14 protein-coding genes and 3 riboswitches are annotated in these 18,799 nt (G+C 38.5%); of the genes, 1 reads left to right on the forward strand and 13 read right to left on the reverse strand.

The annotated features are described in order from the left end of the window. The first annotated feature begins 12 nt into the window (after positions 1-12). A complete protein-coding gene (locus ACFVSW_RS17340; protein WP_387317904.1) occupies positions 13-876 on the forward strand; it encodes a pentapeptide repeat-containing protein in 864 nt (287 codons plus the stop codon). Between the two features lie 156 nt (positions 877-1,032). On the opposite strand, the gene ACFVSW_RS17345 is transcribed toward ACFVSW_RS17340, so the two are convergent. The 13 genes from ACFVSW_RS17345 to ACFVSW_RS17405 all read right to left on the reverse strand — a co-directional run bounded on the left by ACFVSW_RS17345 (position 1,033) and on the right by ACFVSW_RS17405 (position 18,778). Next, complete coding sequence (locus ACFVSW_RS17345) at positions 1,033-3,120, reverse strand: GAF domain-containing protein (protein WP_387317905.1); 2,088 nt, start codon at positions 3,118-3,120, stop codon at positions 1,033-1,035. A gap of 328 nt (positions 3,121-3,448) precedes the next feature. Continuing rightward, a complete protein-coding gene (locus ACFVSW_RS17350; RefSeq protein ID WP_387317906.1) occupies positions 3,449-4,405 on the reverse strand; it encodes a sugar ABC transporter substrate-binding protein in 957 nt (318 codons plus the stop codon). Positions 4,406-4,435: 30 nt separating this feature from the next. Then, positions 4,436-6,031, reverse strand: coding sequence for an ATP-binding response regulator (locus tag ACFVSW_RS17355; protein ID WP_387317907.1), 1,596 nt, complete (start codon positions 6,029-6,031; stop codon positions 4,436-4,438). Continuing rightward, complete coding sequence (locus ACFVSW_RS17360) at positions 5,973-6,827, reverse strand: CheR family methyltransferase (RefSeq protein WP_387317955.1); 855 nt, start codon at positions 6,825-6,827, stop codon at positions 5,973-5,975. The genes ACFVSW_RS17355 and ACFVSW_RS17360 overlap by 59 nt, the downstream gene beginning before the upstream one ends. Positions 6,828-6,836: 9 nt before the next feature. After that, entirely contained in the window at positions 6,837-9,587 is a 2,751-nt protein-coding gene (locus ACFVSW_RS17365) for a response regulator (protein ID WP_387317908.1), read from the reverse strand. Positions 9,588-9,900: 313 nt separating this feature from the next. Next, positions 9,901-9,960, reverse strand: a riboswitch (Fluoride riboswitch). Positions 9,961-9,970: 10 nt separating this feature from the next. Then, positions 9,971-10,438, reverse strand: coding sequence for a 6,7-dimethyl-8-ribityllumazine synthase (gene ribH, locus ACFVSW_RS17370; protein ID WP_387317909.1), 468 nt, complete (start codon positions 10,436-10,438; stop codon positions 9,971-9,973). A gap of 12 nt (positions 10,439-10,450) precedes the next feature. After that, positions 10,451-11,644, reverse strand: coding sequence for a bifunctional 3,4-dihydroxy-2-butanone-4-phosphate synthase/GTP cyclohydrolase II (locus ACFVSW_RS17375; RefSeq protein WP_387317956.1), 1,194 nt, complete (start codon positions 11,642-11,644; stop codon positions 10,451-10,453). A gap of 19 nt (positions 11,645-11,663) precedes the next feature. Next, positions 11,664-12,302, reverse strand: coding sequence for a riboflavin synthase (ribE, locus tag ACFVSW_RS17380; RefSeq protein WP_387317910.1), 639 nt, complete (start codon positions 12,300-12,302; stop codon positions 11,664-11,666). A gap of 10 nt (positions 12,303-12,312) precedes the next feature. Beyond that, on the reverse strand, positions 12,313-13,395 hold the full coding sequence (ribD, locus tag ACFVSW_RS17385; RefSeq protein ID WP_387317911.1) for a bifunctional diaminohydroxyphosphoribosylaminopyrimidine deaminase/5-amino-6-(5-phosphoribosylamino)uracil reductase RibD: 1,083 nt from the start codon (positions 13,393-13,395) through the stop codon (positions 12,313-12,315). 180 nt (positions 13,396-13,575) lie between these two features. Continuing rightward, positions 13,576-13,709: riboswitch (FMN riboswitch) on the reverse strand. Positions 13,710-13,856: 147 nt separating this feature from the next. Then, positions 13,857-13,988, reverse strand: a riboswitch (FMN riboswitch). Positions 13,989-14,627: 639 nt separating this feature from the next. Further along, positions 14,628-14,873, reverse strand: a complete 246-nt coding sequence (locus ACFVSW_RS17390; RefSeq protein WP_387317912.1) for a LapA family protein — start codon at positions 14,871-14,873, stop codon at positions 14,628-14,630. A 194-nt stretch (positions 14,874-15,067) separates the two neighbouring features. Beyond that, the gene (locus ACFVSW_RS17395; RefSeq protein WP_387317913.1) at positions 15,068-16,213 is read right to left on the reverse strand and encodes a mannitol-1-phosphate 5-dehydrogenase; all 1,146 of its coding nucleotides are present in this window, start codon (positions 16,211-16,213) and stop codon (positions 15,068-15,070) included. A 1-nt stretch (position 16,214) separates the two neighbouring features. Next, the gene (locus tag ACFVSW_RS17400) at positions 16,215-16,652 is read right to left on the reverse strand and encodes a PTS mannitol transporter subunit IIA (RefSeq protein WP_387317914.1); all 438 of its coding nucleotides are present in this window, start codon (positions 16,650-16,652) and stop codon (positions 16,215-16,217) included. Further along, positions 16,649-18,778 carry a BglG family transcription antiterminator gene (locus ACFVSW_RS17405; RefSeq protein ID WP_387317915.1) on the reverse strand — a complete coding sequence of 710 codons (2,130 nt, stop codon included), beginning with the start codon at positions 18,776-18,778 and terminating at the stop codon, positions 16,649-16,651. The genes ACFVSW_RS17400 and ACFVSW_RS17405 overlap by 4 nt, the downstream gene beginning before the upstream one ends. Positions 18,779-18,799: the final 21 nt, after the last annotated feature.

An 18,799-nucleotide genomic window follows, 5' to 3' on the forward strand; every position in this document is an offset into this window, starting at 1 on the left:
GGGGATGTACTCATGTCCGAGAACCGTGATAGTCCAAATTTAAAAGGGAATCTTAGTCGAGACAGCCTCCGGGCTGACTGCGAGAACTGCTTCGGCTTGTGCTGTGTTGCCCCAACCTTCGCGGCTTCTACAGATTTTGCCATCGATAAAGATGCTGGCAAACCTTGCCCAAATCTGCAATCGGACTTTCGTTGCAGCATTCATAAAAACCTCAGACAGCAAGGATTTAAAGGGTGTACCGTTTTTGACTGCTTCGGTGCAGGGCAAAAGGTTTCCCAAATCACTTTTGGAGGAATCAATTGGCAGGAAAGCCCAGAATCGGCGGAGAAAATGTACAAAGTATTCCCGATTATGCAACAACTCCATGAGATGCTCTCGTATTTGACCGAAGCTCTAGCGTTGAAAGCAACGCGTCCAATTCACAAAGAGCTTCGCATCGCACTTGACGAGACAGAAAGACTTTCTCACCTTAGTCCTGATTCACTCATGGACTTAAACGTTCCGTCCCACCGAGCAGAGGTGAACGCTCTTCTATTAAGGACAAGCGAACTAGTATGGACGGAGTCACGCCGACAGCAAAAGAATGGTAAGAGAATTAACCGCCGGGGAGCAGATCTTATGGGAACAAATCTCAAAGGTGCGAATCTAAGAGGGGCCAACTTAAGAGGATCCTACCTTATTGCTGCTGACCTTCGAGATGCTGACTTAAGAGAGGCTGACTTAATCGGCGCTGATTTACGAGACGCCGATCTTAGAGGAGCAGATCTCACTGATAGTATCTTTCTCACTCAAGTTCAAATTAACTCGGCGAAGGGTGATGCCCGGACAAAATTACCGCACCTAATTGTTCGTCCAACACATTGGACTGCTTTCTAGTAAAAGACAAATAAAAGAATCCATTTTGAAAAAAGATTGTTCAAAATGGATTCTTTTAATTGAATGCTATCGAGTATCCGGAAAAAATGGATTCTTTTAATTGAATGCTATCGAGTATCCGGAAAAATTAGTTATACCAAGGTTTATTTACCAATTTCACTCTGCCAAAGTTGAGTTAAATATAATAAAAAAAGTAGTGCCCTCTGATCCTGTTTGAATTTCAATTTTTGCATTATGACGAGCAGCAATGGCATAACATATGCCTAATCCTAGGCCAGTGCCATCATCTTTGGTAGTAAAAAATGGCGTGCCCAATTTTTCTAAAATTTCTGGCCTAATCCCTTCTCCTTGGTCCTGCACTGCAAGAACTACACAATCATCTTCTTTGTAGGTTCTGATAGATAGAATTTTCCCTGTGCTCATTGATTCCAAGCCATTACGGTATAGATTTATTAATAATTGCCGTATCTCATTACGATTTAACAGTAATTCTGGGATGTCTTTAGTATCAACATGAATATATTTATTTTGATTAAATGCATCAATTTTAATTAATGGAGTAATATCATGAATAATTGAATTTAAATCTAACATTTGTAAATCTGATGTCCTTGTATTGCCCATTGAGAGAAATTCAGTAATAATTGAATTTGCGCGGTCAAGTTCTTCAATCATTAAATTAAAGTAATCAATATGTTTCGCAAATTCACCCTCTTTTTTTAATACCTGCAAGAATCCACGTACCGTTGTCATTGGATTTCTAATCTCATGGCTAATACCTGCTGCCATTTGTCCTATTAATTCTAGGCTGGATAACCTTTTCAATTCCTTCTCATATTTCTTTTTTCCCGTAATGTTTTTACAAAGACAACAGATCCCCTCATCAAACGGGTAAGCTACTATTTCGTGCCAATATTCGTCTGAGGCTGAACATATTTCGAATTGGACGGGTATCCGCTCTATCATCGCCCGATGAAATTCTTTATATAAGACCGTATCAACCGCTTTCGGGAAGACGTTCCATATATTCTTGCCTAAAACATCTTTTGTGTTTTTTATTGGTGGTAAATGTTGATGTTTATTTATGTAAATAAATTTCCATTCTTTATTCAAAGCAAAGAAACCATCCGTAATACTTTCAATGACACTTGTAACTTTTTCGTTAGCAGCAGCTAGTTCCCTTGTTCGCTCTTCCACCATGTACTCAAGTCGGTCCATATATTGCAGGTTTGAAAATGTAGGGGCTGTGGCATCAACAATAGATTTTGCCAGTTTAATCTGGGATTCAAGGTAATGGAGATCTTTTCCCTGTAATTTGACATCAGCAATTACTCCTAAAACTTCTCCCATTGAAACCAATGGTATCATAAGTAGACCCTTAATCTTGAAGCTCCGACAAAAATCATGGTCTAGTCTTTCATTTGTGAATACATCTGGGATGGTAATTACATTCTTTGTATGAATAACCTCTTGGATCATCGCTTCATAGCTTTTGGCTTTATGGATCTCCATCCAATCTGCTTCTGTCCAATCACTATCTTTACTTAACTTTGTTGAGCTAATTGAGTTTTTGTCTAGCGGATCTAGGAGGTGGACAGCTAAATTGTTGCTTTCTAAAGTCTTTCTTAAGTAGTAAAAACATTTATCAAGGCTTTCCTGTATCGAGGAACACTTCGATAAATCACTTGTAACATCAAGTAACAACTGCTTTTCAGCAATAAGGTTTTCCTTTTGTATTAAATTTTTCGCGTTTTGTATTGCGACTGCAGCCATATTCACATAAGCTTCGACACTTTGAATTTCTGATTCTGTTAGATTCATTGGAGTTCCATAATCAAATAAAAAAACTAGACCAAATAACTCTTGTTCAACTGAGATAGGGAGAGCTAATAAGGATTTAATTTTAAAGGCCGCGACTGATCTCGGATCCGGCCGATTATCCTTAGAAGTATCAGGGATGTAGATGGTTTTTTTGGTTTCTATAACTTCTCTTGCCAATAAATCTTGTACAGGTTCAATTACCTGCATATCAAGCGTCATACCATTTATGATATCCGGTTTTCCTGCAAATCCTCTGAACGTTCCATCTTCCTGGGGTAAATAAATACCAACAGCATTACATTGAACAATTTCTTCAGATATGGCCGTTGTTACATGCTGTAAAACTTCTCGTAGTTCTAACTTTGTATTTATTATTTTTGTTATATTCGCAAGGCGAGAATATCTCGTCTGTTCCCTTAACATTTACACGGTCTCCAATCATAGAGGATAATACAACTAACATTATAAATTCCCGTTAATAATTATGGCCTATATGTTATTTTCAAGTTTAATTCATGTCCTCTATTCTCCTCTTATTTTACATATTTTGCATTAATTTAATATAAGGAATAAAGAATTTCATGAAAAGATACTAAACTATTAAATATATAAAAAAAGAGACTCAAAGGCAAGGGGTTCAGACATCACAAGCAATTCTAGTTATTTTCAAAAGACTTTCTTCTATTATTTCTTCTAATAACTCCTGTAACGGGAAGCTGACTCCAGGAATGACCGTAGGCTAGTGAGTATTTTATTTCAACACCTTTTTCAAGAAGTCCAGCTTCTCTTTCGCATTATCTTTCGTGACAATATCGACACCGCTATCAATGTTCCTTTTGATCGTTTCTCCCTTTGTCACCTTTAATGCAGCTTGAACGCTTAAATATCCCATATCATAAGGGTTTTGCGCTACTGTACCGGTTATTGTACCTTTTTCTACTAACTCAAGCATTTTGCTTATTCCATCTGCTCCTGTGACGGGAATGGAAAGGCCTTGTTCTTGAAGATCCTTAATTACAGGAATGGCAAGATAATCAGTTGAGGTAACAATACCTTTAAGATCTGGATGCTTCTGCAAAATGGTTTCCATTACCTTGGTCACTTTTTGATTTTGGTTCTTATCATTAATTGATATTTTTATACTTTCTGCCGCTATGTTGATCCCTGCAGCTTCTAAACTGGCTTTAGCACCTTTTATCCGTTCTTTTTCCACTGGTGATTCTCTACCGATAAGGGCCACTTTATCTCCGGGATGCAGCATTGAGGCCATCAATGCCCCTGCTTTTCGCCCTAAATCTAGGTTATTGGTACCAATATATGCCGTTTTTTTTACCGTAAGCTCATCTGTATCAATCATCAATACGGGAATGTTTCTTCTAACAAACTCTTCTAATTTAGGAATGATATCAGATGAAATGTCCGGAGAGACTACTAGTACATCAGGATGTTCTTCAAGAACATTATCTAATATCTTGATTTGTTCTTCGCTTGTTCCATTTCTTGATGCCATAACCTTACCATCTATCCCAAAATCTAAGCATCCCTGCTCAATACCTGCGCGAATAATCTCCCAATACTCATTGTCCAAGGTTCTTAATACAAATACGGCTTCTGGCTTTTTATCGACAAGTTGTTTATAGCTAAAAACAATTAAAATTGCAGAAATAATAGTAAGAGTAAGAAGAAATAGCTTGCTCCTATTTAACATGCAAACCTTCCTTTTCTATTTTGATGTTCCTTAGTTTGGTTTGAAACGAATGAAAAAGGTTGTCCCTTCGTCTCCCGTTTCGATGTCAATATCTGCCTGATGGCGTTCAGCTACACTATAGCAGATCGCGAGGCCCAATCCTGTTCCATGTTCCTTCGTTGTGAAGAACGGTGTTCCGATTTTTTCCAAAACCTCTGGGCTAATCCCTTTCCCCTGATCTTTTATTTCCAAAATGACTGCTTGTTTTTCTGCATATGTTTTTATCGTAAGCTGCCCTCCAGACGACATAGAATCAAGACCATTTAAGACAATATTTAAGATTAATTGGCGAATTTCTTTTTCATCTACGGAGAGGTCGGGGCAATCATGTAAATCGAGCACAGCTTGTTTTCTTGAACGTAAGGCTTCAGCTTGAATAAGCGGAAATAATGCCTCAATTATCGTATTTATGTTTTGGATTTTTTTATAGCTTACCTTATTTTTAGCCAAATTAAGAAATTCAGTAATAATAGAATTTGCCCTGCTTAATTCGTCCAACATGAGGTCAACAATTTCTTTTGGCAATCCATCACGGTTGCCTCTTGCCACCTGCAAAAATCCATAAACGGTGGTCATCGGGTTGCGAATTTCGTGGGCAATCCCTGCAGCCATCTCGCCAATTAAATTCAATCGATCCAGTCGTGACATTTCCTGATTTAATTGCTGTTTTTTAACTTCTTCCATCTGCTTTCTTTCCGTCACATCACGAATGGTACAAATAAAAATTTGTTGACCCTCTACTGCCGTCTCACCAATCTGGATATCCGCAGGAAACGCGCTTTCATCCTTCCTTAATGCAACCGCTTCGATCACACCACCCAGAAATGGATTGATTAAGGAAAAGAACAAATCCGGAGGGTGATTTCCATCGTCTCCCTTCACATGTAGAAAAAGATTGCTGATAGGCTGTCCGACTAATTCATTCAAACTATAGCCAAACATCGTTTTTACAGCTGGATTTACCGATAGGATACACCTTTGACCGTCAAAGGTAACAATGGTATCGAGTAACGTTTCACTAATTACCTTTGCTAACGCTTCTGTCCTCTGCAAATCCAAGGTTGTCTCATCTAACTTTTTATTCACTTCATTTAATTCCGCAGAAAGCTGTATCTCACTCTTGCTAATTTCCTCTTTATGTTTTTGATAGATTTCTACAAATTTCTCTATCTTTTGTTTCAATGCTTCAGGTTGAAATGGTTTAAAGATATAATCAATTGCCCCTACGGAGTAACCGCGTTGAACATGTTCCATATCTTGACTGATAGCTGTTATGAAAATAATCGGAGTATGCTTTGTTTTTTCTCTGGCCTTAATTAGTTTAGCTGTTTCAAAGCCATTTAGTCCCGGCATTTGTACGTCTAGTAAAATAACAGCAAATTCTTGTTTAAGCAGACTTTTCAGCGCCGCGTTTCCTGACGTAGCACTAACTAAGTTATAGTGCGGAGCTGAGAGGACCGCTTCCAATGCCAGTAGATTCTCAGGATGATTATCCACCATTAAAATATTAACTTTTTGAGTAGTGGTGCTATTTAAATTTACGGTATAGTCTTTCTGTTGTATTAAATTCTTCGTAACAGTTTCCATAACTTGTAAATCTAATCCCCTCTCTTTTTCCCAGCCCTAGAAATCCTGATAAACTCAAGGACTCATAGAGGAGCCGATGGACATCATTTTGCAAATCCTTATTAAAATAAATGAGGACATTCCGACAAATAATTAGATCAAACTCATGAAATGAAGAGTCTGTTACTAAATTATGCTCAGCAAACACCACGTTTTTTTGGAGATCAGGGTGAAAAACAACTTGGTCGAAAGCCACCTTGTAATACTCTGAAAAAGCCCTCGTCCCGCCAGCTAATAAATAATTTTTGGTGTAGAGCTGCATATTTTCTAAAGAAAAAGTAGCTTTCTTCGCCTTTTCCAATACATTTGTGTTTATATCAGTGGCATAAATTTTCGTCTTTTCATATAGGCCCTCTTCCTGTAACAATATGGCCATTGAATACACTTCTTCCCCAGTTGAACAGCCCACATGCCAAATTCGAATTTCAGGATAATCTCTTATTAATGGAATGAGATTTGTTCGCAGGCACTTAAAAAAGTAAGGATCACGAAACATTTCCGTTACATTTATAGAAAAATCAGAAAATAGACCATTCATAACATTCGAATCACGCAATATTTTTTCTTGCAAAGCAGAAATACTTGGTAGATTCTCTTTTTGCACACGTTGCCAAATTCTTCTTTGAATGAAGGGGCGGGCATAATTTCGAAAATCATAGCCGTAAAAGCGGTAAATCGCTTCAAGAAGCAGATCAATTTCAATCGTTTCTACCACTTGGCTCGGTGTTTGCTTTTGTAGGTTTTCTTTTTTTTGAATCGTAATCACTTATCCTTCCTTTTTATACAACCATACATGCATAAGCGAGAATAACTGATCTAAGTTTAGCGGCTTACTGATATAGTCCGTTGCTCCTGCATTTAAACATTCTTCGCGACTGTGTTTCATCGCCTTAGCTGTAAGGGCAATAATCGGTAAGGTTGTAAATTTAGACCTGCTCCGAATTGCCCGTATTGCCTCAAATCCATCCATTTCGGGCATCATAATATCCATTAAAATGATATCTGTATCTGAATTTTCTTCTAAGATATCAATCCCTTCGCGGCCATTTTCTGCTACAAGAATTTCCATTTCATATTTCTCTAAGGCAATCGTAAGTGCATAAACATTTCGGATATCATCATCGACAATGAGGACCTTTTTATTTTTTAGCGATGAGGTTCCGATTTGTTTATTACTACTATCTTCTTCATCCTTTGTGTTAGGAACTTCTGGTGTATCATGTTCAGTCTCGAGGCCTGCCGAAGCTTCCTTAATATAAGCTTTTACCTCTTTCTGCTCGTTTACTTGATCGTAAGGCAGATATAAAGTAAAGGTGCTGCCCTTTCCTACTTGACTCGTTAACTCAATAAACCCGCCTAATAAATAAGCTATTTCTCGGCAAATAGATAATCCTAGTCCTGTACCCCCATATTTTCGACTTGTCGTTCCATCCGCTTGTTTAAAGGCATCAAATACCGTTCCATGATTTTCTCTAGCTATGCCAATACCTGTATCAATCACAGAGAAGGCAAGCATAGATTCTCCGTGTAAACGCTGCTGCCGGGAAGTTTCTTTTATTACCTTCCGAACAAGTAGTGAAACACTGCCGCTTTCAGTGAATTTAAAGGCATTTGAAAGCAGATTTTTTAAAATTTGCAGCAAACGATGTTCATCCGTATAGAAAATTGATGGTAAATCAGGTGCGACTTGAACGATTAATTGAATATTTTTCTTATTGGCTAGCAGTGAAAATTGCTGTTTGATGGAATCTTCTACATTATGTAAATCTACTTCTCTATGAATCACTTCTAGTTTACCTGATTCTACCTTTGCTAAATCGAGAATATCATTGATTAAATGTAATAAATCATTTCCAGATGAATAAATTGTGCGAACATACTCTGCTTGTTTAGCTGTCAGATTGCCCTCACCGTTTTCGGAAAGGATTTGTGCTAAAATGAGTAAACTATTAAGTGGTGTTCTTAACTCATGGGACATATTAGCAAGAAATTCTGATTTATATTGGGAGCTGATTTCTAATTGTTGCGCTTTTTCTTCTAGTTCCTCTCTTACTTTCTCCAGCTCTTCTTTTTTTAGGACGGAGGCTGCAAATTGCTCCTCCAGTTGTTCATTTGTCGTCCTTAGTTCTTCTTGCTGTAATTGCAGTTCTTCAGATTGAGCTTGAAGTTCTTCTGTTAAGGTTTGTGATTCTTGTAATAATCTTTCCGCCTTCATGTGATTTAACATACTTTTTAGCGTAATTCCTGTAGTAGGAATCACTTCTTCAAGGAGCAGGATTTGGGAAGGACTGAACGCTTCAAAGGAGGCAATTTCGATAACAGCCAGTACCTCATCTTCATTTTGTATCGGTAAAATAATAATATTTTTCGGTGACGCTCCTCCCATACCGGACTGTATTTTTATATAATTATCGGGAACATGATTTAGGAAGATGGGCTTTTTCTCAAGTGCACATTGCCCAATTAGACCCTCTCCTATCCGAAAGGATTCAAAGTCCCTATTTTGATTAAAAAATGCGTAAGCAGCGATTTTTTTCAAATACTGCTCGTTCCCTTTTCCTGTCTTTATATAAAACACACCATTACTAGCTCCTACCATAGGTACAAGCTTTAATATGAACAATTCTGCCAGCATTTTCACATCTTTAGCTTCCGGATACATCGCTAGTAATTCAGCAATTTTTGTTTTAAGCCAGCTGTGCTCCTCTGCTTCTTCTATTAATTGTTTCTCTCGTTTGCTATGTTCCTCTAGCTCTGAAACCATTTTGTTAAAAGCAGCGGCGATAGCACCAATTTCATCTTTAGAGAAAATCTCAATCCGCGGCAGAGCATTGGTGCCGCTATTGGTCACACTTTTCATGACAGTCGTTACCTGGTTGAGATTCTTTGTCATCCCCCTAATGATCCAAATGATAATTCCTATTCCTAAACTCAAACAGATGGCAAGATACACATAAATTGTCGTAACAGCCCAATGGTAGGTGTCTCGGGATCGATAAAGTTCATTTTTCATCTCTTGTTCTTGCAATCCGCGGAGAAGTTCCGCATTTTGAAGCATTCTTTCCCTGGTGAGCTTCAAATCGTTCAACATCTCTGGTTGGATTACCACTTTAGGATCGATTTTTTTAATAGCAATTACTTGCTGTACTTTAGTTAGATAAGATTCCCGGAGTACTTTATATTTTGCAATAAATTCATGAGTCTTTTCTTTACTATCTATCCTTTCAAGTGACTCCATCGCTTGGTTGATATTGATGTTCGAGTCTTCCAAAGCATTAATGGAAGTATCAATCGTTTCATTTGATTGATTGAGGATAATCCCATTCAACTCTCGGGCAATATTAACTGTCTCGTATTTAATCGTTGAAGCCATATTGATTCGTTCATATTTATCGGAAATAACTACATCGATATTCACCAAAGATTGTTCCAGCATATTCATTAAAATAATGACACAGATTGAAATTAAAACGATTATTGATCCTGTGCTCATATAGAGCTTTGTTCTAAATTTCATACAGCCTCCTACCATGTTGTCCCTTTATATTAATGTTTCAACGATTGTTTATAGTTTCACAATATTCAGATATCAAAAAACATAATAAACCCTTTAATTGTTAGACTAAAAAACAACCTTTTTACGACAAATTATAGCACATTTTACAAAACACTAAACAAAATTTTTTTTACAAAAATAAGGCCAGTCACCGCTACTTACCGTAGCAAGGACTGACCCCAAATTTAATTAATAGACCTTTTTCGAGATAAATAACCCGCTAAAATTGATATTTTCCCACCTAAAAAACAAACTTCTACCAGAAATAATGACTTCTCTGATAGAAGTCATTAGCCTTAAGGCGGTTTTGGCGAATTCCATCGCCTATTTAATTTAGAAATAATTTATTTAAATAAACGATTCAAATTGGCCATTTCAATGGCGGATACAGCCGCATCGTAGCCTTTGTTACCAGATTTTGTCCCAGAGCGCTCAATCGCTTGCTCAATCGTTTCTGTTGTTACAATACCGAACATAACTGGCACACCAGTTGTTAAGCCCACATTGGCAATCCCTTTAGCTGCTTCATTACATACGTAATCGTAATGAGTAGTTGATCCGCGAATGACGGTACCTAATCCGATAATTGCATCATACTTTTTTGTTTCCGCCATCTTCTTCGCGATGAATGGCACCTCGAACGCACCTGGCACCCATGCGATATCAATAGCTTCTTCAGACACACCATGACGTTTCAAGCCATCCATTGCACCACCCAACAATTTAGATGTTAAAAACTCATTAAATCTTCCTACCACTATACCAATTTTTAAATCTGTTCCGATTAATTGTGCTTCAAATACTTGTCCCATTTGTCATCTCTCCTATGCTAAAATATGATTCATTTTTATTTTTTTTGTCATTAAATAATGTTTATTTTCTGCTACGGCATCAATTTCCAGCGGCACGCGCTCGACCACTTCAATGCCATATTTCATTAAGCCTTCCATTTTTTCAGGATTGTTTGTCATCAAACGCACCTTCGTAATCCCTAAATCGCGCAGCATTTGTGCGGATAAACCATAATCACGCATTTCTGCTGGGAATCCTAATTTCTCGTTTGCTTCAACCGTATCATAACCCTGCTCTTGCAGCTCATAGGCCTTTAATTTATTTAGCAAACCGATATCTCTGCCTTCCTGTTCCATGTAGAGGACAACACCTCGGCCCGCTTCTTCAATCATTTCTAATGAAAGATGCAATTGCGGCCCACAATCACAGCGTTTTGAATGAAAAACATCACCTGTCAAACACTCAGAATGGATTCGTACAAGCGGTGCCTCATCTTCTTTAAGCAGATCCCCCTTCACGATCGCTACATGCTCTTTCCCGTCTAGATGATTGGAATAGCCAATCATCTGAAATTCGCCAAATGATGTTGGCAGCTTCACTGATGCCTCACGTTTCACTAACTGCTCATGTTGATAACGATAGCGGATTAAATCGGCAATCGTCACCAGTTTCAACTCATACGTTTCAGCAAATTTCATTAGTTCCGGCACCCTTGCCATTTCACCGTTATCACTCATAATTTCGCAAATGACCCCGGCAGGTTGAGCTCCGCAAAGTTTCGCAAAATCAACCGCTGCCTCCGTATGTCCATTTCGCTCAAGTACACCATTTTCCTTGGCTACAAGCGGAAACACATGACCAGGCCGGCGAAAATCTGAGCTGATTACGTTTGGATCTAACAGTTGTAAAATCGTTTCAGAACGCTCAAATGCACTAATACCAGTCGTTGTATCTTTGTAATCAATACTAACCGTAAAAGCCGTTTGATGGTTATCTGTATTGTGCTGGACCATCGGATGTAAATCGAGACGTGCCGCTAATTCCTTCGTTATGGGCGTACAGATTAAACCGCGGCCATGTGTAGCCATAAAGTTTATATTCTCCGGTGTTGCATAATCCGCCAGCACCAAGAAATCTCCTTCATTTTCACGGTTCTCATCATCGACCACGATAATAATTTTACCTTTTTTCAAATCTTCAATTGCTTCTTCAATGGTATGAAACACAGTCAAAACACCGCCTTTTCTAAAATCCATTTTGTCGTAAAAAATCCATCGTAATCGGCGAACTCTCTTGCTTGCGCTCCAATTGATGAATAACATATTTTCCAAGCATGTCATTTTCAATATTCACGACATCATGTTCTCTTTTAATCCCTAGTATCGTTTCACTAAACGTGAGGGGAATAAGCGAAACAGTCAGCTGTCTAGGCTGCACATCAAAAATCGTTAAACTGATTCCATCAATCGCTATCGAACCTTTCAGTACGCAATATTTACTCAGTTCTTCTTTGATGCCAATATCAACATATACCGCATTTTCAAGCTTCCTTTTTCGTAAAATGACACCTGTTCCATCCACATGCCCTGAAACGAAATGACCACCAAACCGGCCATTTGCCGGCATCGCCCGTTCCAGGTTGACCACATGACCAATTTGGAACGACTGGATATTGGTTGCCTTCACCGTTTCCGGCATAACATCAACTGTAAATGTGTTGGTTGAAAAAGCGGTGACGGTTAAGCAGACGCCATTTACCGCGATACTATCACCCAAATGAATGTCTTCTACAATTTTTTTCGATTCTAACGTTAACTGCATACTATTGGACCCACTTTTGATCGCTTTGACCTTACCTAAATCTTCTACAATTCCTGTAAACATGATTTACACCTCATTTCAGTACCGACGTTATTTTCAGGTCCTCGCCAATCACTTCTACATGTTGAAATTTCAATTCGTAAGCGTCTGTCATTTGCAGGACATCTAAATCAGCAAACATGGGTACTGCCCTATTCCCGCCGACAATTTTCGGTGCAATATAGGTGATCAATTGGTTTACCAAGCCTGATTTCAAAAAGCTTGCATTGACGGTTTTACCGCCTTCTACATAAAGTTTCATCACCTGACGTTTTCCAAGCTCCGTCAGTAACTCGGTAATGTCGATGGTTGGCTGCGAAAGTTGGATGATTTCTACATGCGGCTGTTGAAAACTAGCAATCCTTTCAGCCGCTGCCTCCGATCCGGTGAAAATCCACGTCTGTGACTGCTCATCCGTAATAACTTTTTTATCGTGCGGCATCGTTAAATGTGTATCTAAAATGATTCGAATTGGTTGTTTTTTCGTCTTGCCAAGCCGATTCGTTAGACTCGGATTATCCGATAAAACGGTCCCAAGACCGACTAAAATCGCATCATACTTCTCGCGGGCATTGTGCACATCTTGTTGCACCTCGCTGCCGGTAATTTTTTCACCACAACCCGTCTGTGCCGTTATCTTGCCATCAAGTGTAATTGCCTGTTTCAATGTCACAAAAGGTTTATTTTGTTGAATGAAATGAAAGAATGCCTCATTTAAAACATCAGCCTGGTCTTTCAAAACACCTGTTTTCACTTCAATCCCAGCGTCTCTCAAAAGAGCAACGCCTTTGCCCGCGACTAAAGGATTAGGATCCATCGAGGCAATGACTACACGTTCCACACCGGATTCTACTAGGGCCATGGCACATGGAGGTGTTTTTCCATAATGACTGCATGGTTCGAGCGTCACATAAACTGTACTTCCTTTAGCCCGATTTCCTGCCATTTGCAATGCATGGACCTCTGCATGCGGGCATCCCGCTTTCAAATGAGCACCGAATCCAATAATTTCTCCATCTTTCACAATCACAGCACCCACAACGGGATTCGGGGCAGTTTGTCCCTCAGCAACTTGCGCCAATTTCAAGGCAAAATCCATATAAAACTCATCCGTCATCTTGATCCCCTCCAATCACGGTTTACAGGAAGCTGGGGACGGTTCTCCTGCTTCCTTCCAAAAATAAAACCCCTTAGAATACGTCACTAAGGGGTTTAGGAGGAGAGTATGGAATAACGGCAGTACTAAATAAGCCTTCTGAAGGTTATTTTTTCTTCAAAAGCTTGATACCATTGCTCATACATCCTTCTCCCATCCAGACTATACTGTCGGCTTTGGATTCACACCAAATCCTGCCTTTATAAAAAGGCTCACGGGCTTAGAATTTCTTCATCACCGTCGATTGGGACTTTCACCCGACCCCGAAGGACATTGCATATGAAATTTTGTTTGGGTTTTATAAAAATAATAAAACCCCATAGATCATCTCTACGGGGTGGTTAGGAGTTTTCGTGTTGTAAGCATCACTAAATAAACCTTCTGAAGTGTGTTTTTCTTCATAAGGAAATAAGGCATGCTCATACGTCCTTCTCCCATCCAGACTATACTGTCGGCTTTGGATTCACACCAAATCCTGCCTTAAAAAAGGCTCACGGGCTTAGAATTTCTTCATCACCGTCGATTGGGACTTTCACCCGACCCCGAAGGACTATTCATATTTATAACATATTATAACACTGTTAGCATTAGAAATCACATTATATGACTAACTTGTAGAAAAAGGGAGATTCCCCCGCTGCTTTAATGATACTTGAATTCTCCATTATGATAAATCTTTTCTTAACTAATCTCATTTTCTCGGACTTTTTCCACCCTCTATTTTCCAACAAATTTCTTCGTAGTTTTATGATAAGAAGCCTAATATTTCAAGGAATACTACATTTTCAATCAAACGATTGATTAGTTTCAAAAAAACTAATCAATCGTTTGATTGAAATCAGATCAAGTGCTTATAAATAAGGGGTTTACAACTTAAAATCAGTAAATATATCGTCGAATATAGGATTCTTCTTGTTTATTTTATGTGCAATTCGTGGCGGAAAATAAGTATCTGCCGCTCATAATACACGTTTCGACAGGTATTCCTATATTTCCGTATTAACTAAACGTTTGATTGAATCATGACTATTTCCTTCTGCCGTTTGGCTTTTTCCCGGGAAATTGATAAAAATAACGTCGAAACCCGCTCGACTTTTTTCATAAAATAGGTCCTCTTATAGAGATTCTAAGTAAATGGAAAAATGAGTCCCCCATTGCTTTAATACAATGAGTGACTCATTCTAAGTCAGAATTTATTGGTCATCTGTTTTTACTGCAGCCTTTTTCAAAGTTCTTTGAAGTTGATAAATTTTCATCATACCAATTAAACCAGCTAATAATGCTCCTAGTAGGACTGATCCAATGATGACGAGGATCAATGGCCATTCCGCTTTTCCAAATAAGTAATTAACCGTTACAGGTTCAACATTAATAACTGAGAAGACCGCGATAATTAAGATCAAAAGTAGGGCAAATATTAGGTTCCATTGCTTTTTCATACGTCACCTCATGGAAAGTTTTGATTAACATGGGACTAGGGACAGCCTTCTTCCCCCAAATGGAAAAGACTCTTTCGTTAAGGAAGCACTAAAAATCTATCCTTAAGTAAACAATTCTATTATACTAATCTTTTCAGTTTTTTCCTATTAGCGTTGCATTCAAAATAAAATAGGGACAAGGTGTCCCCTTGTCCCTACAACTGATGGTATTGTTCAATAATTCCTTTGATTAATGAGGAAGTTCCGTCGAGTTGTGTCAACTTCTCTATTGTTGTTTCTAATCCTTGTTCATTGATGGCCGCTTGAACTTGGACTGCTTCTTCATCCCCTTGAAAATCGTACATGAGAGCTGCGGCAATCCCTTTTAATAGATATTCAGGGTTCTTTCCGACGATCTCCTGATATTGTCTTGCGGGACTAACGAGGCGATCGTTTGGTCCAAGCTTGCGGATTGGCGAGCGCGCTACTCTTGTCACTTCGTCAACAATATAAGAATTCGAGAAGCGCCCGATAATCTTTTGAATATATTTGTTATGTTCCTCTTCGTTAAAGCCATATTTTTCAACTAGAAACGCACCGCTTTCTTTAAGGGCACCTTCCACTAACTCAAGAATTTGTTTGTTCTCCATCGCACGATTAATCGTATCCATTCCAAAATAATAACCAAAATAGGCCGCTAGGGCATGACCTGTATTGACCGTGAATAGCTTACGTTCAATATAAGGCACTAATTCCTGAACATAGGTGATCCCCTTAACCGGAGGTTTCTCGCCAATGATCTTCGGTTCTTCTACCACCCATTCATAGAATGGCTCCACTTTTACCATCAGCTTATCTACATTGACTTGATTCGGTACAATCCGGTCGACAGCGGAATCAGGAAAGCCTATACGCCCATCAAATTGTGATTGTTCATCAGCTGTTAATTTTTCAAAGATCTTCGCTTTTAAAAGCGAGCTCCCGCCAATTATATTTTCACAAGCAATAATATTGAGCGGCTTATCTGTTTGTTCAACACGTTTGCGCAGACCATCTGCAATCAAACCGGCGATCAGCGGAAGAATGTTCGGTCCGATCGCCGTAGTAACTAGATCTGCTTCAGCAATGGTCGCTATCACTTGCTCCGGGTTTGATGCACTATTAATGGCTCTTACATTTTTTATCGTTACTTCTTCTTGAGTTGGCTCAGCAAGTACGACGCGATATTCATTCTTTTCATTTAGTAAATTTACAATTTCACTATTTACATCGACAAAGCAAGTTTCATATCCTGAATGATATAATAAATTCCCGATAAACCCCCGGCCGATATTTCCTGCTCCAAAGTGAACAGCCAACATCTTAGTTCACCTCTTCAAAAATTGCCAAAATTTCATCGGCTGTTTTTGCTGCAACAAGCTTTTCAATATTTTCTTCCTCCGAACAGACAATCGCAATATTGGATAGAATATCTAAATGTTCGTTGTCTTTACCAGCTATCCCAATGAGCAGTTTTACAATGTTTCCGGAACCAAAGTCTACCCCTTGTGGAACTTGAACGAATGAAATTCCTGATTCCTTAACAAAAGACTTCGAATCCTCGGTCCCATGTGGAATAGCGACAAAATTACCCATATAAGTAGAAGTTAACGCTTCTCTTTCCAGCATCTTTTCAATATAGTTTGCATCTACATAACCTTTTTCCACAAGAATCCTTCCTGTTACGCGAATAGCTTCTTCTTTTGTCCCTACTGCTGTATTTAATAAAATATTTTCTTTAGCCAAAATGGATTTCGTCATAACGAAACACTCCTTAATTCTTTTAATTTCTCGGTAAAAAATTGATCAAATCTGGCTGTTAGTAATCCCATTATCTTACCGTAGTCACCTGATTGAAAAATGGCTATATTTTCATCACTTTCAATTAGCAATGAGCTTATATAACTTAACACTTCTAATGCATTATCTGAGCTGTTCATAGGCGATAGCAGCAAAATGAAATAAATCATGTTCATTTCATTTTCATCCATGCCGACAACCTTAATGGGCGTTTGCAGAACAGAAATGACAAAGCACGGCTGCTGCACATGTGGTGTTCGCGCATGAAATAATGCCATCGCCGTTTCCGGAATCCCTATTCCTCCAAGTTTTTCTCTTTCTAGGACTTTCTTAACAACGGCTTCCACATCGTCAATCTTTTGTTTTTCATATAGACTTTGACAAAGCTGTGTTAAGATTTCTTCTGTTGTCTTCTTTTCGCTTACTTCGTTTAATTCGAAGTCTTCAAGAATGATAGCAATCGCCCTTGTATATTCTTGGATACCCCGCATTTCCTCTATTAACCCAGCTGCACTCTTTTTGCTCACATTAGCATTCAACGTGACAGGTAGGTGTTTTTCGGAACTATTCACAATCTTATATTCATTGATAAAGGAACGAATCTTCTCGATCTCATCTTTATTTAAAAAGGGATTGACCACAATATAATCCGATTCGTAATCTGGAATAGGGATTGTGGATATTACTAATTGATAATTATCCTTTTTCATCTTTTTAAATTCCATTACTGACACATTCTGAATATGTTTTAGCTCTGGGAACTCTTTTTGTAATCTCGTGGCCAGCATTTTAGAGGTGCCAATTCCACTTGAACAAACCACTAGCGTTCTAAAATTTATAAGATCCCTGCTGCCCAATATTGCGGCACCAAAATGCATAACGAGATATCCCGTTTCCTCATCTGGAAGATAAAAATCATCAAAAACCTGATTTCCTGCCTGTTTGACAATCGCAAACAATTCAGCATAATCTCGTTTAATTTTATCTAACAACGGGTTACTAATCCCCATCTTTTGTTTCATTCGATAAATAGCAGGCTTTAAATGCATGACGAGCCCTTCAAATAAGGATCGATTTGCCGCTAAGTTTAAGCCCACTAAATTCCCAACAAGATCAATCAATTTTTTAGTTCTGATTGCAACCTGTAAGCTGGTATCTTCGTTTATATATTCATGATCATGCCTTAACTTCGCGCCTTTTAAGTGCATCGTGATGTAGGCAACCTCTGCCTCAGGTATATTAATCGTAAAAACCTGCTCCAACCCGGCAACTATTTTTTCTGCGAATCTATATTCCTTTGTTGCTTTTTGATTTTCTAAATACGATGAATTGATGGTAATCCCTTCGCCTTTTTGAATCCGTTCCACCGCTAGGGCTAAATGAACCACTAACCCAATATAGGCGCTGTCTGCCATCGAAAAGGGTAATTCCTGAACAATTGAATTGACAATTTTTTCGACAATAACAAGCTTTTTCTTTTCAACAAATCCCATAAGTCTTTCAGATATGGTATGAATTTGCTGGGTCGACCGCTTTTGAATATTTTCTCGTGTTAAGGAAAGAATTTCGGATTCATCAAGATGCACAGAGATAAGACTGCTCATGGCCCTTCGTTTAGCACCTTCATCTCCTTCGATTTCAACACCATAGCCTCTTCTTCGAATGAGTGCTAATCCAAAGGTTTGTAATCTCTCTTCCAGTTTGGTTAGATCAGCACTGACTGTAGCAATTGTGACATTTAAATCGTTAGCAAGACCAAGCAGTTTAACGGGCGCATTTGTTTCTAGCAGCTCACAGAAAATAATCGTTTGTCGTTCTTCAGGCGTGTATTCTGTATGTGAGAGATTAAACAAATATAGTTCTAGTTCGTGAATCTTGGTTTGGTCACCTGTGATTTGGACGCCAACCCCTGATTTTTTTTGTAATGACAGGTTATATTCGCCCAAAATATCTTCTACATTTTTTAAATCCCGATGGATCGTCCTTCCACTAACACCAATTTGTTTGGCAAGGTCTTTCACGGTCATTTCATCCGTATTCTTAAATAAGATTTCAAGGATTTGTCTTTCTCTTGCGGAAATATACATATTTCTCACTCCCTAAAAGTT

Source organism: Neobacillus sp. NPDC058068 (assembly GCF_042885335.1).
Taxonomy (GTDB): Bacteria; Bacillota; Bacilli; order Bacillales; family Cytobacillaceae; genus Neobacillus.